The sequence below is a fragment of the Leptolyngbya sp. Heron Island J genome, from assembly GCF_000482245.1.
Lineage (GTDB): Bacteria > Cyanobacteriota > Cyanobacteriia > Phormidesmidales > Phormidesmidaceae > Leptothoe.
On the sequence record NZ_AWNH01000016.1, the window covers coordinates 36235 to 51878 of the forward strand.

18 protein-coding genes are annotated in these 15644 nt (G+C 49.4%); 12 read left to right on the plus strand and 6 right to left on the minus strand.

What is annotated here, in order from left to right; all coding sequences use genetic code 11:
* Positions 1-5: 5 nt before the first annotated feature.
* Together N836_RS45385 and N836_RS45390 are read right to left on the minus strand one after the other, a co-directional pair.
* Positions 6-575: a hypothetical protein gene (locus tag N836_RS45385; RefSeq protein ID WP_023071280.1), complete on the minus strand. Its 570-nt coding sequence runs from the start codon at positions 573-575 to the stop codon at positions 6-8.
* Between the two features lie 367 nt (positions 576-942).
* Positions 943-1152: a ribbon-helix-helix domain-containing protein gene (locus N836_RS45390; RefSeq protein WP_023071281.1), complete on the minus strand. Its 210-nt coding sequence runs from the start codon at positions 1150-1152 to the stop codon at positions 943-945.
* A gap of 102 nt (positions 1153-1254) precedes the next feature.
* Between N836_RS45390 and N836_RS45395 the strand changes: the two genes are divergently transcribed.
* The 9 genes from N836_RS45395 to N836_RS76960 all read left to right on the plus strand — a co-directional run bounded on the left by N836_RS45395 (position 1255) and on the right by N836_RS76960 (position 10148).
* A complete protein-coding gene (locus N836_RS45395) occupies positions 1255-1467 on the plus strand; it encodes a hypothetical protein (protein WP_152532072.1) in 213 nt (70 codons plus the stop codon).
* Between the two features lie 248 nt (positions 1468-1715).
* On the plus strand, positions 1716-2363 hold the full coding sequence (locus tag N836_RS45400) for a hypothetical protein (RefSeq protein WP_023071283.1): 648 nt from the start codon (positions 1716-1718) through the stop codon (positions 2361-2363).
* Positions 2364-2408: 45 nt separating this feature from the next.
* Positions 2409-2942 carry a hypothetical protein gene (locus tag N836_RS45405; protein WP_023071284.1) on the plus strand — a complete coding sequence of 178 codons (534 nt, stop codon included), beginning with the start codon at positions 2409-2411 and terminating at the stop codon, positions 2940-2942.
* A 332-nt stretch (positions 2943-3274) separates the two neighbouring features.
* Positions 3275-5497, plus strand: a complete 2223-nt coding sequence (locus tag N836_RS45415; protein ID WP_152532073.1) for a hypothetical protein — start codon at positions 3275-3277, stop codon at positions 5495-5497.
* Positions 5498-5948: 451 nt separating this feature from the next.
* The gene (locus N836_RS45420; RefSeq protein ID WP_023071287.1) at positions 5949-6938 is read left to right on the plus strand and encodes a hypothetical protein; all 990 of its coding nucleotides are present in this window, start codon (positions 5949-5951) and stop codon (positions 6936-6938) included.
* Positions 6939-6941: 3 nt separating this feature from the next.
* Positions 6942-7286 carry a hypothetical protein gene (locus N836_RS45425; RefSeq protein ID WP_023071288.1) on the plus strand — a complete coding sequence of 115 codons (345 nt, stop codon included), beginning with the start codon at positions 6942-6944 and terminating at the stop codon, positions 7284-7286.
* Positions 7287-7674: 388 nt separating this feature from the next.
* On the plus strand, positions 7675-9309 hold the full coding sequence (locus N836_RS45430; RefSeq protein ID WP_023071289.1) for a hypothetical protein: 1635 nt from the start codon (positions 7675-7677) through the stop codon (positions 9307-9309).
* An 81-nt stretch (positions 9310-9390) separates the two neighbouring features.
* Complete coding sequence (locus N836_RS45435) at positions 9391-9972, plus strand: zeta toxin family protein (protein WP_023071290.1); 582 nt, start codon at positions 9391-9393, stop codon at positions 9970-9972.
* Complete coding sequence (locus tag N836_RS76960; RefSeq protein ID WP_023071291.1) at positions 9969-10148, plus strand: hypothetical protein; 180 nt, start codon at positions 9969-9971, stop codon at positions 10146-10148. Before N836_RS45435 ends, N836_RS76960 begins: the two co-directional genes overlap by 4 nt.
* A gap of 203 nt (positions 10149-10351) precedes the next feature.
* Here N836_RS76960 and N836_RS45445 read toward each other — a convergent pair whose 3' ends face one another.
* The gene (locus N836_RS45445; protein ID WP_023071292.1) at positions 10352-11485 is read right to left on the minus strand and encodes a TRAP transporter substrate-binding protein; all 1134 of its coding nucleotides are present in this window, start codon (positions 11483-11485) and stop codon (positions 10352-10354) included.
* Between the two features lie 206 nt (positions 11486-11691).
* On the opposite strand from N836_RS45445, the gene N836_RS75640 reads away from it, so the two are divergent.
* The 3 genes from N836_RS75640 to N836_RS45455 all read left to right on the plus strand — a co-directional run bounded on the left by N836_RS75640 (position 11692) and on the right by N836_RS45455 (position 13707).
* On the plus strand, positions 11692-11925 hold the full coding sequence (locus N836_RS75640) for a hypothetical protein (protein ID WP_023071293.1): 234 nt from the start codon (positions 11692-11694) through the stop codon (positions 11923-11925).
* A gap of 108 nt (positions 11926-12033) precedes the next feature.
* On the plus strand, positions 12034-12930 hold the full coding sequence (locus N836_RS45450; protein ID WP_023071294.1) for a LysR family transcriptional regulator: 897 nt from the start codon (positions 12034-12036) through the stop codon (positions 12928-12930).
* A 399-nt stretch (positions 12931-13329) separates the two neighbouring features.
* Positions 13330-13707 (plus strand): hypothetical protein, encoded by a 378-nt coding sequence (locus N836_RS45455; RefSeq protein ID WP_023071295.1) that lies wholly within the window; start codon positions 13330-13332, stop codon positions 13705-13707.
* Positions 13708-13865: 158 nt separating this feature from the next.
* On the opposite strand, the gene N836_RS45460 is transcribed toward N836_RS45455, so the two are convergent.
* The 3 genes from N836_RS45460 to N836_RS45470 all read right to left on the minus strand — a co-directional run.
* Positions 13866-14471, minus strand: coding sequence for a hypothetical protein (locus N836_RS45460; protein WP_023071296.1), 606 nt, complete (start codon positions 14469-14471; stop codon positions 13866-13868).
* 258 nt (positions 14472-14729) lie between these two features.
* Positions 14730-15005 (minus strand): transposase, encoded by a 276-nt coding sequence (locus N836_RS45465; RefSeq protein WP_161634931.1) that lies wholly within the window; start codon positions 15003-15005, stop codon positions 14730-14732.
* A 361-nt stretch (positions 15006-15366) separates the two neighbouring features.
* A partial coding sequence (locus tag N836_RS45470) for a tetratricopeptide repeat protein (protein ID WP_023071298.1) occupies positions 15367-15644 on the minus strand: 278 nt, incomplete at its 5' end.

Sequence of the window (15644 nt, forward strand, 5' to 3'; positions counted from 1 at the left end):
GTCTCCTACTCTTGAGGTTTACTAAACAAACGACGGAACGATTTTGCCTCCGCTGCACGAATCTGCGGGACGTATAGCTTTTCCCAGTAGCGATCAAAGTGCCATCGCAGCACCCGACTGACTACAACTGTCAGGCTAGCGCGATCTACCACAGAAACCATGCGGAGTAAGGCCCCATTGGCTCGACCAATCCGAATCGTTCTCACACGTCTTCGATAAGCGCTACTGGTCTCACAATCAATGATGGAATCCAGAGGCGACGGCTTAAATGTGGGCCGCTCCTTAATATATGGAGTCAGCTCAGCCTCAAAATTGCAGCACTCATCAAAGAAGTCTTGCACTGACAGATCCCGAGCTTTAGCATCTAGCTCGGCGCACTCAGCGTAGTACTCCCAGTGGAGGGCAATAAACGAGTTAATCAGCTGAGATACCAGCGTCGTGCGCAGCCACATCAGGTGCTTGCACGCTAGCTCATACCTCTCCCAATACGCATCATCGGCATAGAGGTATTTAAGGGATACCTCCAGACCGCCATCTTCCAAGTCTTCAAATAGTGGTGTGCCTTGTGTGGGCATGGGTTTACCACAATGGTGTCACGGAATACCTACAGGTGTCACGATAGCACTTTTAGGTAATGAGGCTTATTACCAGAAAGAAAGTTAATTTACCATTTTGGTAACAGGTAGCCAAAATGGTATAGGATTGGTCCAACGTGGTTCCATAAAGTCCTAAACCACGCCAAAACGGCACCAAAATCTCACCAATATTGATGCGTCAATTCTTCTTTTTTTCCTTGCTTACCATTCTTTCCGGCACCCTATATCTCTGGCTGGGCTGGAAAACTCGGTCACCCACCGAACTGCAGATATTTGATCAGGAGTCACTTATTCATCTAGGTCATAGACTACAGGCCAGCATCCGCAGCAGGTGATCTTTCAATCATTAAGGCTTAGTTTGGTTATCTCGTGTTTGCTGATCCTGAGACTCTTGAGACTCTTTCATTGCCATGGCCGCCAAATGGGCCAGCAGATTGGGGACTGTTCGAGTCTCGTCGGCTGCCCTTTTTTCTAGATAGTCATAAACGTCATCTTCAATAGTGACGGTCACACGCTTAACCACTGGTTCGACTGTTTGGGAGATAGTTACGCACATAATCCTAAGCTTTACCACTACTGTTGAAATGGATTAACACAATATTATGTTAATCGCATATTTTTATGTTAGCGTTCTATTGTGCCGCTGCATTTAGTCCAATTGGTTGACCTTTTCGTCCACATTCCCAAAACCGATACCGATATGGCCAAAGTTTCCATCCGCGATCGCGTCTACAGCGACTTGTTAACCAGATACCCGGATCGGAATCTATCCGAGGCCGTTAGTTCTGCCTTAGCAGAGCTGCAGACCCTGGAGCGCCTGCTCAGGGAACTTCAATTCGTTCCTGTTAATAGTTGCGATCGCACCCCATGACTTTACAAAAGAAGTCGTCTCTGTCCTCGCAGCACCTAAATCCCACCGCTAGCTATGCTTCGCCTCCTTCCTTATTTGCTAATTGCCGTTCTTTCGGGCGCTCCATGTCTCTGGCTTGGCTGGAAAGCTAGGGCACACACCGATCCACTTATGGATGCTAAAGCGTGCGCTGATATCGTCACCACCTCAGTTATCGATACCCTTCAGTTTTGGAAATAACGGCCACACCCACCCCTGAGGTCAAACCCATGACTTCCTCTAACTCTCAACACTCTGATCGCATCTCGCAGCTGGCTACAAGCATTCGCCGGATTCAACGGCGAATACAACCAGATGAGGAGGAGCTAAAAAGCAACATCGTCTCGCATCCAGCGCTGGGGGCACAGGCGGCCAATGGCGATCCTCTCGCTGCAATAGCTCTGCTCCAGGGACAACAGAGAGACCTCCACATCGACCTGCAAACTACAAACCGGGTAACCCACCGGATGTACAGCGATGTGCTCGGGCGTCTTGTTGAGCTAGAACAGCTCCTGCCTGAAATAGATAGTGACCTCAAACGAAATCATCACAACATTCATCTGTTGGTCAACCAGATAGAACAGATTCTCGCTGAAAACCAGGGACTACGGGCTGAAGTCGATCTTCTCACCCAAAAGCAAGAGATAACGTCAGAGGAAGTCGAAAGAACGAGCGCCACACTCAAACGCCTAGAGCAAAAGCGGCTCACCATTTCTCAGCTGATCGGCATTACTGGAGCCTCCCTCGTGCTGATACTGCTTGGTGTGGGCCAGTTCAGACAGGGTGGCCTCGTAAAACAGCTCAACACTATACAAAACGATATTCAAGTTCTCTATGGGAACGACAACATCCTAAGAAACGAACTCTATGGGAGGTGATGCAGCACCCCTTAACTCTCTCTCTGTCCTCTACTCCGCATATCTATGGCATTTGGACTTACAGAAGATATCCGCTCCAGCCTCTCCGCTAAAGACGGGCTTGCCGATGGCACAGTCAACCCGGCAAATCTCGAACGGATAGGCTTTCAACCGGGTATTACCATTCCCGATAACCTCCTGGTCTACAAAGACCAGGCAGCTGCCGATGCAGCAATCGACAAGATCACAGAACAAGCCACACTCTATGCCCAAAGCACCAGGGTTGTGGAAGAGTACACCCACCTTGTAGAAGCCGCCGAGAAATACCACAAGGCAACTCGGAAACTGCGAACGAAGGTAGCTTCGCTCGAAATCACTATCGAGCAGGCCTTTAGCGAGTGGCAAACTCTCAAGCACGAGGTCAATACGGCCAAACGTCAAAGTGGTCTCCTTCATGCTTCTAAGGTCGAAGAAGCAAATATCGGCTTTGCCAAGTTCCAGCGGGGTCTCACCATGAAGCTTCGTGGCATGACCGATGAGTCACGCAGCGGCACGGAAGCAGGTTCTGTCAAACGTGGGCACCTGCGGCTTGTGTCCTAACTGTTGTTCCGTCAGCGGGGCCACAGTGCCCCGCAAAACAGGCTCCCTATGATATTCACCCATCGTTCTATCGCTAAGCTCTCCCGCTATCTGCTGCTCTCTCTTCTAAGCAGTAGCCTTGTGCAACTAACCGCTATGTGGGGGCCAGTCATATGGTGTCTCGTGGCTATCGGTTGCGTAGGACTGCTTATCCTGCTCATGCTCAGCGTCCAGTACTACGGGCTCTTTACCGGAAGGATATGGGCAAAAGACTTTGAGATCCATAGGCTCAACCAGGGCTTAATTCAATTCATTGTTGTTCTTCTTTTTGCCGTTATCGGTGGGGTACCAACATGGTACGCATTCTTCAGCTAAACATGCTCGATAACGAAGATCGTAGATGGCTGGGTGGGCAAACTGCACAGCTATTTCTCGCGCTTTTTCGAGCAGCTCCTAAACGAGCCATCATCCTCTACGGTGGAACGCTGATAGCGCTGTTGCTTTGGCTCGTCCCCATTCGCTACAAGGTGCGGCCCACACTCACGCTGTCTCTCACACTCACCGCAGCTGGCATCCTTGCTGCTACCCAAAGTGAGTTAGAGCGGTGGCAAAAACAGATAGAGGCAGCTGAGGCCGATACCGACTACCAAACAGCACTCCACAGACAAGCAACCGAGGCAGTTCTGACCACACAGCAGTACGCAAACGTTACCGCTGCAAGGCTTAATGCCTCCCAGGTTCTGCCTGAGTATCTGATAGAACCAGACCTCCAAGACCCGAAGCTTACCCAGGCAGCTGAATTTGAAGAGTTTAAACGCATGATCGGAGCTTCTGACTCAGAAGACTCTTCTGGACAACAAACAGCGCTCCTCAAAGGTGACACCGATGGCGATGGCGTTGTCGATATCCATCAGCAGGGCAAGTACCGCTTTTACACCCGCAGAAATTCTCAAACAGGGCAAAAAGAACGCTGTGTAGACCTGACAGGACATACCCACTACGCAGGGCTTCCCATCATAGATTTAGCCTCAGAAATGGCGCGGGAGTCCCGTGGGTGTCTGGGGGTTGGTCCCACCGGCACGGGTAAATCGCAACTGCTTAAACAGGCGATCGCAGCTCAGTACCGTTGCGACAACACCACCGACTTTACCGTCTTTGCCCACAAGTCAGCCAATACTACACGGGGTGAAAAGCTTGACTACTGTGGCTTAGAAGACTCAGATGACCTCTACTTACTCACCGCCTCGATGAGCGGTGGAGTTCTCGAAGATGCAGCCTACAGGCTTTACTGTCGGCTCAGAGCACTCCAGGGCATCATGGAGCAGGGCTCGAAGGTGCCCAGTGTCGTCGTTATCGACCAAATCAATCAGGGGCTGGTCGCGGCAAACAAAGCTGAACGATACGCCCTGCGAGATGATGACGGAGAAATACTTTTCCCATACCTGGAACAAACCTATAAAGATGACCTGGCCACCCTCCTTGTCGATGGCCGTGAGAAATGCGTTAAAGCCTGGGTGTTTGGTCATGCAAACACAAACGAAGCGCTCGGGCTTTCCCATCAAATCAAAGAGAATGTCTTCTATGTGGGCCTTGGCCGTGACGGTATCTATAGCGCTGTAACCAACCCCCTCAAAGATGATCGGTTTATCGCCGTACCCTCTGTCCGTAAGGCGTTGGTAGAAAAGCTGCAAGCCTACCTTAAAGCCCATGAGGAATACGGCAACCCGGTGAATGTCGTGCTGGCTATAACAAACTGTGGCAGCCAAGGGTGGAGACTGGTGATCCTGCCACAACTTCCTGACCCTGACCCCATAGAGCTGGGTATCACCAATCCTCCCGCCAAAACTCCCAGAGTAACGCCAAAGCCAGCGCAGTCAGCACCAAAACCACCGCCAGAAATTGAGTTGGTACGCGACCAGCTCGAAGTACAACTTGGCTCTGACCTGGGGCAGCACTACACCGCCGCCCAAAAAGAGACCGCAACTGCATTTATCCGCTGGATAAAACAGCGACGTCACGACTTCATCGACGCTCAAGGACTCCTCGATCCAGAGACGGTTTCCTATGGCTTTGATGGGGTAAAAAGCGTTGAAGAGATGGAACTGATCCTGCAACTCATCACTGAACTGGGCTACGGCTCCTTTGAGGAACACCCACATACAGGGCTGATAGCCTGGCGACTCAAAGGAGCAACCCCCATCAGTTCCTACCAATGGCTCATCAGAGAACCTACAGCTAAGATACCTCCTGATAAGCCCGAGGGAAACGAGATAACACCAGAATTAGCTCCCTTACCCGATGGGATACCCCCCGAAATCTTCAAAACCATCCTCTTTTATTTGGACCAAAAACAGCCTGGAATCCTGCTTACTCCCAATGGCTTTCTAACAGGTTCCTACAAACTTATAGACAAAGACAGCCCAGAAAAAATCAACACAGCCCAGATGCGAAAAGCACTCAAATATCTTGACTCCCTTGGCGTTGTATCCTTTCCCAATCTCGAAGACAAACAGTTTAGATTCCTCGGTTTCCCTGAAAAGCCTCATACAAACCACCTCCCTGAGGATATCCCCTAAATAGGTACAAATGCGTCCCCCAGAACCTCATATCCATCTATGAGTTTTCGCTATGAGCTATACCCCAAAAGCGATACACGCCATGAGGTTTGCATGATCCGCAGAACACGTATGAGGTATTTCTCATAAGCGTATGAGGCAACTATGAGAAGCAGAGAAAACAAATTCAAGTGATATCGAAAAACGTAGTTAAAACTCCCAAAAACAACTCGATAGCGACTCAAAAACTAATGCCCAAATCTCTTTTCCCCTAGCATCCAATCCTAAAACTCAGTCCTCAGAGCCGTTCAGATAACTCGTAGACCACCCTCTCATCAAAACAGTGAAGAAACAACCTGACTTCTTGTTGCCTTATTTATGCCTCACAGAGAGACCGCCTTAAGGATGCCTCATCTCTGCCTTAACAACCTTCGCAACATTGATGTACCCCTATCCTGTTGGAACTACTGCAATGACTTCCTTTCGACGCCACAACATCCAGGGCATCATTGACCTTGGCAATGCCGACATCAAGTTTCTCTACCGCATCGGTGATGACTCAGACGACTGGCACAGACACAAGTTTGAATCTGTTGTCTCAACCAGCCCCCTGGTCAATAACCATCCAGCACGAGTACTCCTGGGTGAACAGTCGTATCTGATCGGTGAAGAAGCAACCGCTGTACAGTGCGATCGCACCGGCAAGACCGACAGCGGCAAGGTCTTAAATGCGCTGCCATTAACCATCCATGCCCTGATCAAAGCGGCTGGTATGGGGAAACCACTTTCAGCAGATCTGATATTTACATGCCCTAGCGTGAAAGCCTACGGCGCAGACATCCAGGCAAAGCTGGTGGGTGAACACAACGTCACCCTACCTCCCGACGATGCCGCCCTCATCGATGAGCAAAAACAGACCATCCGAATCGACTCAGCCATACCACAGCTGGAAGGCTATCAAGCCTATAGACTGGTCAAGTCTGAGTGCCCAAACGGGGCAGTCATGGTGGATATCGGCAGTCGCACCATCCTGGTCACCGTTGTTGATGCCCAGGGCCGCATCCTCAACCGCTTTGCCAAAGACGATTGTGGCTGTCACCGCATTGCCGAGCGAGTCTATCAGTCAGAGTGTCTCATTGGGCTCAAGGGGATGAACCAACGCCTCCCCAATGCAGAGCAGGTAATGGCGTTTCTGCTCGATACCACAACGAAAAAATCCCTCCGCAAGCAGCAAGCAACACGCATAGGACCCCACGTCCTTGCCTGTGTGCAGGATGCTCAAACCTTTGTCAGACAATACGGAGATAAGCCGGTCTATCTGATGGGTGGCGGCTCCATGCTGCCAGGAATGGTAGACGCCTTTAGCAACAGCCAGCAAAAAGCCCAGACCATGCCAGAAGCCACCTGGGCCACCTTGATTGGGCTATCGACCGTCGCTGACAGACTTTTTACCCAGAACTAACCCATGGGCGATCGCAAACAGATCCGAGTGTATGTCGATGTAGACCAGTGGACTGCGCTCAAGCCTGACACCCCAGAAACCGATACCGACACACTCAAACGACTCCTGGCTGAGCTGGAGCAACTGCGGAGTTTAGTTGGTCAGTTAGCCGACCAGGACGTAGTACAACTCAGCACCATGGTGGCAACTCTCTCGGATATTCACTCCAACCCGCTGATCGCCCTCGGCATGTGTCTTGAAAGGTACCGACAAATCGAGTTACAGCCAGTGCCTCAGTCTAGTGGCAACAAATCCCTATCCGCCATAGCCACCCCTGATGACTTTGTCGATAACTCAAGGGAGTTCTAATAAAGCAGCCATGTCCAGACGATATGCAGTGATCGACAATTACGTTTTGTGTCAATTCCGCACACCTCACAGAAAATCGCTGGGAATTTCCCCCTCAAATCAGCGATCTCAGGCGAGGCGTTGTAAGATCTTGGGCATCACGAAAGGAGGAGTATCTATGAACTAACAATGTACAGACACTAAAAAAACCTTCTGAACTTTGGCGAGGACGAAGGCTTTCTAGTTATTTAATTTATCCACCAGATGCGACGTTCTAATTCGGCGGGAACCAGTTAAAACGTTGACAGGGTTTTCATGTGCAATTTTAGCGGGAATTAGACATTCCTGCAACTCATTGCGTAGTCCCTTTCTGTCTGGTGGTTTTGCCCCCTTACTAACCACCCAACTAATGGCAGTTGCATCCACTTTGCAGCGGCCCACATTTGTTAAGGAACTCGACGATAAATTCCTGGCACTGTGGCCGCACCGCTTTGACTACATCTTTTCTCCTCACCCTGACCCTGGGACCAAACCCCAGTGGCAAACAGAGACCAGACATCCGCTCTCAGACAGACTGATCAACCAGGGCACCTATCTCTACGGGGTAAGGTTTGGGTCTGTCACCCAGTACGCCATGCTCGATATCGACTCGGGCAGCCCCTACCATCCAAGACGCGATCCGTTAGCGATCGGACGCATGTGTGAAGCACTCGAACCGTTGGAACTTTTCCAACATCTGATACTGACAAGTTCAGACAGCAGTGGTCTCCACATCTACTTCCCATTTGAAACACCGCTCCCTTCCTGGAAAGTAGGCCTTGCAATCACAACGCTGCTTGAGAACAAAGGCTTCAAAGTGATGCCTGGATGGTTAGAGGTCTTCCCCAATGCAAAAGCTTACAATCCAGCAGGAGATAGTCTCTACAACGGGCACCGACTACCGCTTCAGCAGGGGAGTTATCTACTCAATGCTGACATGGAACCAATAGAGAGTAGTAGCTTCCATTTCCTCAATAACTGGGAAACGGCTACAGCCCACAACGACATCATCAGCGAAACTCTAGAACTTGTCATTGAACAGGCCCAACGGAAAATCTACCGGGTCTCCCACAAAGCCGAGAAATTCCTCAATGATTTAAATACAGAAATTGCCGTTGGTTGGACCGGCCACGGACAAACCAACCGGCTCCTGGGACGAGTCACCATGCGGGCCTACATTTTCGGACACATCCTCGGAGCATCAGAACCTCTCACGGGTGATGCACTCATAGGACATGTCATGCAAACAGCTCAGAGCCTTCCAGGGTTCACGCTGTGGTGTCGCCATCACAATGATCTCGAAGCCAAAGTGAAAGAGTGGGTGAGGTGTATTGAAGCAAGCCACTATTTTCCATATGGCTCAGACAAACTCCCGATAGACACTGCACCAGCAGGACCATCATGGAATGAAAGACAACAAGCAGAGGTGAGAGAACGCATCGCCAAAGCAGTTAAGGACTTGCAATTCACAAACAACTGGCCAGACGGAATTACAGCACGGTTTGACAGACTCACCGATCAAGGGATTAGTGGAAGTTCACTTTACAAACACAAAAATCTCTGGCATCCACGCTTTATGGTGACTACAGCTGAGGAAACCGGAGCAGATATCCCCCCAAACCCCCCTGGTTCTCAAAGGGAGGCGTTGGGGTTTCTGTCCCCAACGCACTCCTCACAAGCTTATTGTGAAAATGGATGTAACCCATTACAGGACAACCGTTTAACTGCAATAGAAACAGATAAAAAAGATGGTGCAGGGTGTAATAATACTCCGGCACCTGTAAGCCCCGTCCCACCACAGGTACGGCAACAGATACAACAGGCAATAGCCACTGCTCAAACAGAAAGAAAAGTGCAGCAGCGCTCATACATTGACGACTATCTCGACCAGCTTCAGCTCAACTTTGAGACTGAAACAGCTCGATGGACAAATTCTGAAGATCCGATCTTTGAAGCGGAGGCGAAATTACGACAAAAACCAAAGGGAAAGGATGTTGAACGCTGACGAGATATTTCACTACAAGACAACCTACAACATTTATGGGTCTGATGCCCAGCAGGGCGGGGAGGTGATACGGTTACGGCTATGACAAATCAACCTACATGCTGGATTATTGCCGGTCCCAATGGAGCTGGTAAAACCACCTTTGCTCTGGAGTACTTACCCGAAGTGGCAAACTGCCAGCACTTTATCAATGCTGATTTAATAGCAGCTGGGTTAGCGCCCTTGGCTCCTGAGTCTCAGCTGTTAGCAGCCAGTCGCATCTTTCTGACCGAAATCAAAGTGTGGGTAGCTGCCCGTCAGAACTTTGCCTTTGAAACTACGCTGGCAGGGCGCACGTATCTGAGGCTAATCCAGCAGCTGCGCTCGGATGGATGGCGGGTGGAGTTAATCTATCTGGCGCTGCCCAATGTGGCGATGTCACGGATGCGGGTGGCAGAGAGAGTAGCCCACGGTGGACACAATATTCCACTTGAGGATATTGAACGGCGGTTTCCGCGCAGCTTAAGTAACTTGCTCGTTGAATTTGGAAGCATCACAGATCGAACCCGATGCTTTATGAATTCTGGAGAAGTCCCCGAGCTCATCTTCGTTCAGCAAGATAGTGAGCGCACAATTGTAAATGCCGGGTTGTTTAATATATTGAGACAGGGAGCAGGATTATGACGATGGTTTCAGACGATACGCTTCAAATTTTGGAAATGCTCAAAAAGGTTGCGACCAAAACGCTTGAGAAGAAGCGGCGGCTCGGCCAGTATGCAGTGATATGGCGCGATGGCAAAGCTATTGCAGTAGGGGAGGATGCACCGCAGGAATCTGACACTGGCCATTCCTACAATTAATCACCGGAGCCTTATTCCTTGGACCAGAAAGGGCATCAATGAGAAAGCCTACGGCTTTAAATTCTGTGAGCCTTATTTTGACTACATCGATGGCTAGTAATATTCTGAAGTTCTTGATTTTCAGAGAGGAGTAGTTGCGTCGCGCTGACAAACACTCGAGAAAACAAGTGTCTATAAAATTCGTATTCAGAAAGGAGAGTATATCAACCGTAAGTGAAGTCTAGCCCCCGAGCATTCAAGTAGTTCTGTTCGCTCACTTGACTCCATGCTTTCAAGAGCTGGCGCGCCGATAGGAAAGAATCAATGGTTTGCTGCATCATTTCATTACCGTTTGAGCGCATGTCAGCAATCACTTCGCCAGAGGCATTGCCCAGAGCAGTCAGCACATCAGGTGGCAACTGACGCACCTGGACCTGGTGCTGATTCACTAACGTATTGAGTGCTTGAGCATTCCCAAAGTTTGCCTCGGCCAAGCCTTGCTCGTACTCAGCCTGAGCGGCGATCTCAATGATTTGCTGCAAATCAGTTGGCAATGCCTCATATTGGGCTCGATTAACCACTAGTTCTACCAACCCAGAGGGTTGGTTGTAGGACGGGAAATAATAATAGGGAGCACCTAGAACATGTAATCCGTATTGCATATCAACCAGCGGACCGCCCAGTTCAAAGCCGTCGAGTTCGCCTGCTTGAAAAGCCTGACCAATCTCTGTTCTACCCATCGTCGTCGCGGCAGCCCCTAATTTAGACATGACATCCATCGCGACTCCCGTTGTGCGAAATCGCAGACCTTGTAAATCACTCAAACTATTAATTTCATTGCTAAACCAGCCGAATGACTGAGCGCCCAGAGATCCCGCTGGAAAGGCTTTCACTCCAAAGGGAGCGTAGGCTTCATCCCAAAGTTCTTGGCCACCTAGATAGTACAGCCACGCACTCATCTCTTTCTGCGTAAACCCATAGGGCAGCACCATGAACACCTCTAGTACAGGAGATTGGGCGCGCCAATCATAAGAGAGGCTGCGACTCATCTCAATGGTGCCGTCACTGACTGCAGTTTTCGTTTCTGGAAAGGGAACTACTTCATCAGGAGGAAGTACGTCGATAATTAATCGTCCAGCACTCATCACGGCAATACGATCTGCCAGTCGTCGAGCAGCTACCAGTTGGCCAGGAAATTGATCGTCCCATCGGGAAACCATTCGCCAGCGAAACTCAGCTGATTGAGCATTGGCGCTTTTAGGCGTGTAAGAATGGCTAAGAGTCATGGCCGTTAGCGTGGAAGCTGTGATCGCCCCTTTCAATAGATGACGACGCTTCATCAAATGCTGATAACCCATTTCTTTCTCCTCACTACGAAATTTAGATAGCAAAATTGGCAAGACCGGAGGTTACTGGTCTCTTAAGGGGGTGAACAATGTCAATCGATGGAATTAGCTGGATGCCTCAGCGTTGGGGTGATACACTTCGGGCGAACAGGGACCGCGCCCCAGGCAATTGCAATAGGCTGTTTGCGATACTTGCCGTTGTAGAGCAGCCTCTAACAATGGCTTGGCAACGTGAAGTCAGTTTCTGGAAACGGTACGTGGCAGCCGTGGCAGCTACTGTCATCACTCACCTGATAATTTGGCTGAGCCGGATTGAAAGAGCAATACTGCCAGCTGCCACTGAGCTTCTATTTGATAAAGACGATGCTCGGAGCCTCCGGGGAGTAACAGCTTTCCATCAAAATCAGCATCTTGTCTGGCAAGGGTTGCCCAGCTTCAATCTGGCTCGGTAGCTATGTGTTCAGGGGGGATGGCCCACGTCTTCTACCATAGGAGCAATGACTAATGCTGTCCAATGCCTGTTTTATGGGCAATTAATGCCTTGAGCGTATTAATCAATCATGGAACTCCGGGACCTTCGCTACTTTGCTGCCGTCGCCGACACCTTGCACTTTGGTCGCGCGGCTGAGCGACTCCATATGACACAACCTACCCTCAGCCGCCAGATCCGGGATTTGGAAGCGGAGCTAGAGGTGCAGCTTTTCTATCGCACCAAGCGCAGCGTCAAACTGACCATTGCGGGACAAGCGTTCTTGGCAGAGGCTCAGCAGATTCTTCAGCATGTAGAGCAAGCAGTCTCAACCACTCGAAGAACCGCCCGGGGTGAAATGGGACACCTGCGGTTGAGCTTTACAAACTCAGCCTTGAGGAGCGTTGTTCCTAAAATTGTGCGTGAGTTTCGCAACCGTTATCCCGATGTTCAACTGACGATGACAGAACGATGTACGCACGAGCAGGTTGAGGCATTTCGGGCGCACCAGCTTGACGTCGGGTTTCTTTACCCCCCGGTGGATGAAAAGCTACTGGCGATAACCCCATTACATACAGAAACCTGGGTCGTTGCCCTCCCTCAAGATCATGCTCTAGTACTGCGTCAGCCACTGACCTTAAGTGACTTAGCCACGGAGTCGTTTATCTTGCTCCCTCGTCGAGAAGGACCTTACCTCTATGACCAGATTATTCATCTCTGCCAGCAAGCAGGTTTTTACCCCAATGTGGTTCAAGAAGTGACGGCCTGTCAGACACGAGCGGGACTTGTCGCTGTGGGTATCGGGATTGCGTTTGTGCCAGAAGTTTTGCAGGATACCGGCAATAGTGCTGTTGTTTATCGCAAGTTAAAAGGGGATGCACCAAGTTTGCAGCTAGCGCTCGCCCGTCGCCGTGATGATGATTCACCTGTTGTTGAACAGTTTTGCCAGATTGTTGCAGCAATGTTTCAGGATGCTGAGGTCGCGTGAGTTTACTTCAAACATTCTGTAGATGGGATAGTGCAAGCGAACGTGCAACGAAGTGCCATCAGGGTCTATGCGAAGCCTGAAACAACCTAAAATCGTTCAACGATCCAGGAAAACATCCATTTCCCTAAACAATGCAGTTCCTTTGAACTACACAAAAACCCTTATATATCAATGCTTATGAGCTTATGACACTTGCTCGAAGCTATGCTTGCATCACCCCTAAAACGAGAGTGTCTCGACTTAAGGCACTAGAGCCTGCTTAATTTCTGCAATCCGAGTTCGCCAACAGCGTCCTATACAAAGGCCATATAGGGTAAAGTCTTCTATCTGTAGGAATTTCAGTTATTTTTTAGATATAGCATCAAGCAATGAGTCTCATGAAACTTCAGGGATAGTGTAATGACAGAACCCTACATCAACCCAGAAGAATTAGATAATCCACCCGATAATTACTTCATTAATTGGATAAGGCATCTGGAATCCCTTCGCCCTGATGAAGTCAGTTCAGGAAGGACTAAACTGAGAAGGACTAAACTGATTTATGGTGATGTTCTAACCCTAAACAAATTTCTATCTTCTTTTCAAGAACACATAAGAAGCCGAATAATTAAAGAGGAAAACCTAGCAAGCAATCTATCCTATTATCTAGACCTATACGTAGCTTGTTTCAGCACAAAAATGCTACTCTCTATCAATTGGGAATATAGCGATGTTGTGATCGAGGCGATCACTGAATTAGAAACAGATTGCGTGGCTTTCACAAACATGGCAGGGTAAAGCTCTAACGATCAAAAATCATAGCCTCAAGGTCCGCCAAAACGGTTCCATTCCTACTCGAACCCCTAAACCACTCATGCCAATACTTTCAGGCTGATATGAGCGAAATTACATATATTTTGGACAGGGGGCTCGCTAAGACTCAGTCAAGAATGCACCTAAAAGCCATCCCAGTCATTAAAACCTCTGCGGTCATGGACATCTAGGCTCATAGTTCTGTTTGGAGTGTCAGTTTTAGGTACGCCTATCTTATCTTCCAAGCTTCGTTTAACCTCTTCTGATAACACTCTTGAGATAACAAGATGTAACGCTCTAGTGCCTAGATTGAGAACAATGATGTCGCCACGACCAGTCAGGCCGTAAACACTGCCGAATCGAACATCTTCCAACTCACTAAAGAGAAGATTTTTCGCGTATGGTCGACGTCTGAACAGAAATAAGCTTGCTGTTAGCATGACTATCAGGGTCCATGAATCTCCTGATAGCCACCGATGGACTTCCAGTCCGATAATTGAGGCCCAGATGATGGTTGCAGGTGATCGAAAGCTAGATTGAAGAAACACTCGACGGTTTGTGAAGACGACGTTCCCATTTCGTTGTAAAAGAAGACGACGGAACGACCATCCAATGGGATTGACTTCAGAGGCTTCGAGGATGGTCGCTGCCGTACACAGCTCGATCGTCTCTTCAGGAAATCTTTTGGAGACAACCCGGCGTGTCAACTTCGAAGCGTTAAATTTGTCGGCTAATACACGAACCACCATGGTTTTAAGAGGTAATGGCCTACTTTAGCACTGCTTAATATTTAGTGTCCCATCGGCTTTGTTGCATGAATAGGGCGCTAGGTAGCTGCGGAAAATAGAGAGCGCTTAGTAAGTTGCAGTTACCACAACGAACAACGAAGCCAATGACAACTCCCCACAAAATCCACAACTTGTATCTTGAGATCAAGGTAAGTTTGAGCTTCAGATGACCATCATCGTAGCTCAAATATTACTCCGGCGGCTAAACAGACGACGTAACTACGCAGCATAAACGATGTCAGGATGTTGAAAATAGTTACTGACTCTCTGTGGCAACTTCTGTAAGCGCATCAGCACAGACACGGCTCTCTGTTTTAGTTGGTGTAGGCTCATCGTCGGTGGCTTGTCATGTACCTGTTGTTTGACATCGTTGTTCAAGTACTCAACTGGATTCAACTGCGGCGAGTACGGCGGCCAGTAGAACACGTCTATCTGCTCTCGATGCGCCGCTAGCAAGAGAGGGGTGGTACAAGCATAGCTTCGAGCAAGTGTCATAAGCTCATAAGCATTGATATATGGGGGTTTTGATGTGGTCCAAAGGAACTGCATTGTTTAGGGAAATGGATGTTTTCCTGGATCGTTGAACGAGTTTAGGTTGTTTCAGGCTTCGCATAGACCCTGATGGCACTTCGTTGCACTACCCCAAAAACGTAAAAAGCCTCACTCAGAAAAGGGGTCAATCTTTATATCCTCAAAACTAAGTCCCAAAAAGAGTAACAACATAAATGACACTTCTCTACAGACCAACCCTACTGTGTAAAGCTAGTTCCAGGAGTTGCCGCTGGGTCTCAAAACGCTCACTCTCACGGGTTCGATCAGCAGTGAGGGGAGATTCCCCACAGCCCTGAAAAACGCCTCAGCCCTCTCCGCCCTCAATTGCTTGCTGCAGCGCTTCAAGATTCTCCCGTACGGCGACTGTGTTCGGGTGCTGCGACCCCAATCGTTCTTCCAGAATCGCTAACGCCTGTTGGTAGAGGGGTTCTGCTTCCTCATAGCGACCCTGCTCTTGATAGAGTCCTGCCAAGTTATTCAGACTGGTGACCACATCTGGATGCTGGGGCCCTAACTGCTCTTCCCTAATCCCGAGCGACCTCTGATACAGCGGTTCCGCTTCCTCATAGCGACCCTGCTCTT

Bases quoted from the DNA above. Each gene is read 5' to 3' on its own strand.
- N836_RS45465 (WP_161634931.1), bottom strand. From the start codon at position 15,005: ATGACACTTGCTCGAAGCTATGCTTGTACCACCCCTCTCTTGCTAGCG.
- N836_RS45420 (WP_023071287.1), top strand. From the start codon at position 5,949: ATGACTTCCTTTCGACGCCACAACATCCAGGGCATCATTGACCTTGGC.
- N836_RS45430 (WP_023071289.1), top strand. From the start codon at position 7,675: ATGGCAGTTGCATCCACTTTGCAGCGGCCCACATTTGTTAAGGAACTC.
- N836_RS45400 (WP_023071283.1), top strand. From the start codon at position 1,716: ATGACTTCCTCTAACTCTCAACACTCTGATCGCATCTCGCAGCTGGCT.
- N836_RS45460 (WP_023071296.1), bottom strand. From the start codon at position 14,471: ATGGTGGTTCGTGTATTAGCCGACAAATTTAACGCTTCGAAGTTGACA.
- N836_RS45455 (WP_023071295.1), top strand. From the start codon at position 13,330: ATGACAGAACCCTACATCAACCCAGAAGAATTAGATAATCCACCCGAT.
- N836_RS76960 (WP_023071291.1), top strand. From the start codon at position 9,969: ATGACGATGGTTTCAGACGATACGCTTCAAATTTTGGAAATGCTCAAA.
- N836_RS45425 (WP_023071288.1), top strand. From the start codon at position 6,942: ATGGGCGATCGCAAACAGATCCGAGTGTATGTCGATGTAGACCAGTGG.
- N836_RS45415 (WP_152532073.1), top strand. From the start codon at position 3,275: ATGGTACGCATTCTTCAGCTAAACATGCTCGATAACGAAGATCGTAGA.
- N836_RS75640 (WP_023071293.1), top strand. From the start codon at position 11,692: ATGGCTTGGCAACGTGAAGTCAGTTTCTGGAAACGGTACGTGGCAGCC.
- N836_RS45390 (WP_023071281.1), bottom strand. From the start codon at position 1,152: ATGTGCGTAACTATCTCCCAAACAGTCGAACCAGTGGTTAAGCGTGTG.
- N836_RS45450 (WP_023071294.1), top strand. From the start codon at position 12,034: ATGGAACTCCGGGACCTTCGCTACTTTGCTGCCGTCGCCGACACCTTG.
- N836_RS45405 (WP_023071284.1), top strand. From the start codon at position 2,409: ATGGCATTTGGACTTACAGAAGATATCCGCTCCAGCCTCTCCGCTAAA.
- N836_RS45445 (WP_023071292.1), bottom strand. From the start codon at position 11,485: ATGGGTTATCAGCATTTGATGAAGCGTCGTCATCTATTGAAAGGGGCG.
- N836_RS45435 (WP_023071290.1), top strand. From the start codon at position 9,391: ATGACAAATCAACCTACATGCTGGATTATTGCCGGTCCCAATGGAGCT.
- N836_RS45385 (WP_023071280.1), bottom strand. From the start codon at position 575: ATGCCCACACAAGGCACACCACTATTTGAAGACTTGGAAGATGGCGGT.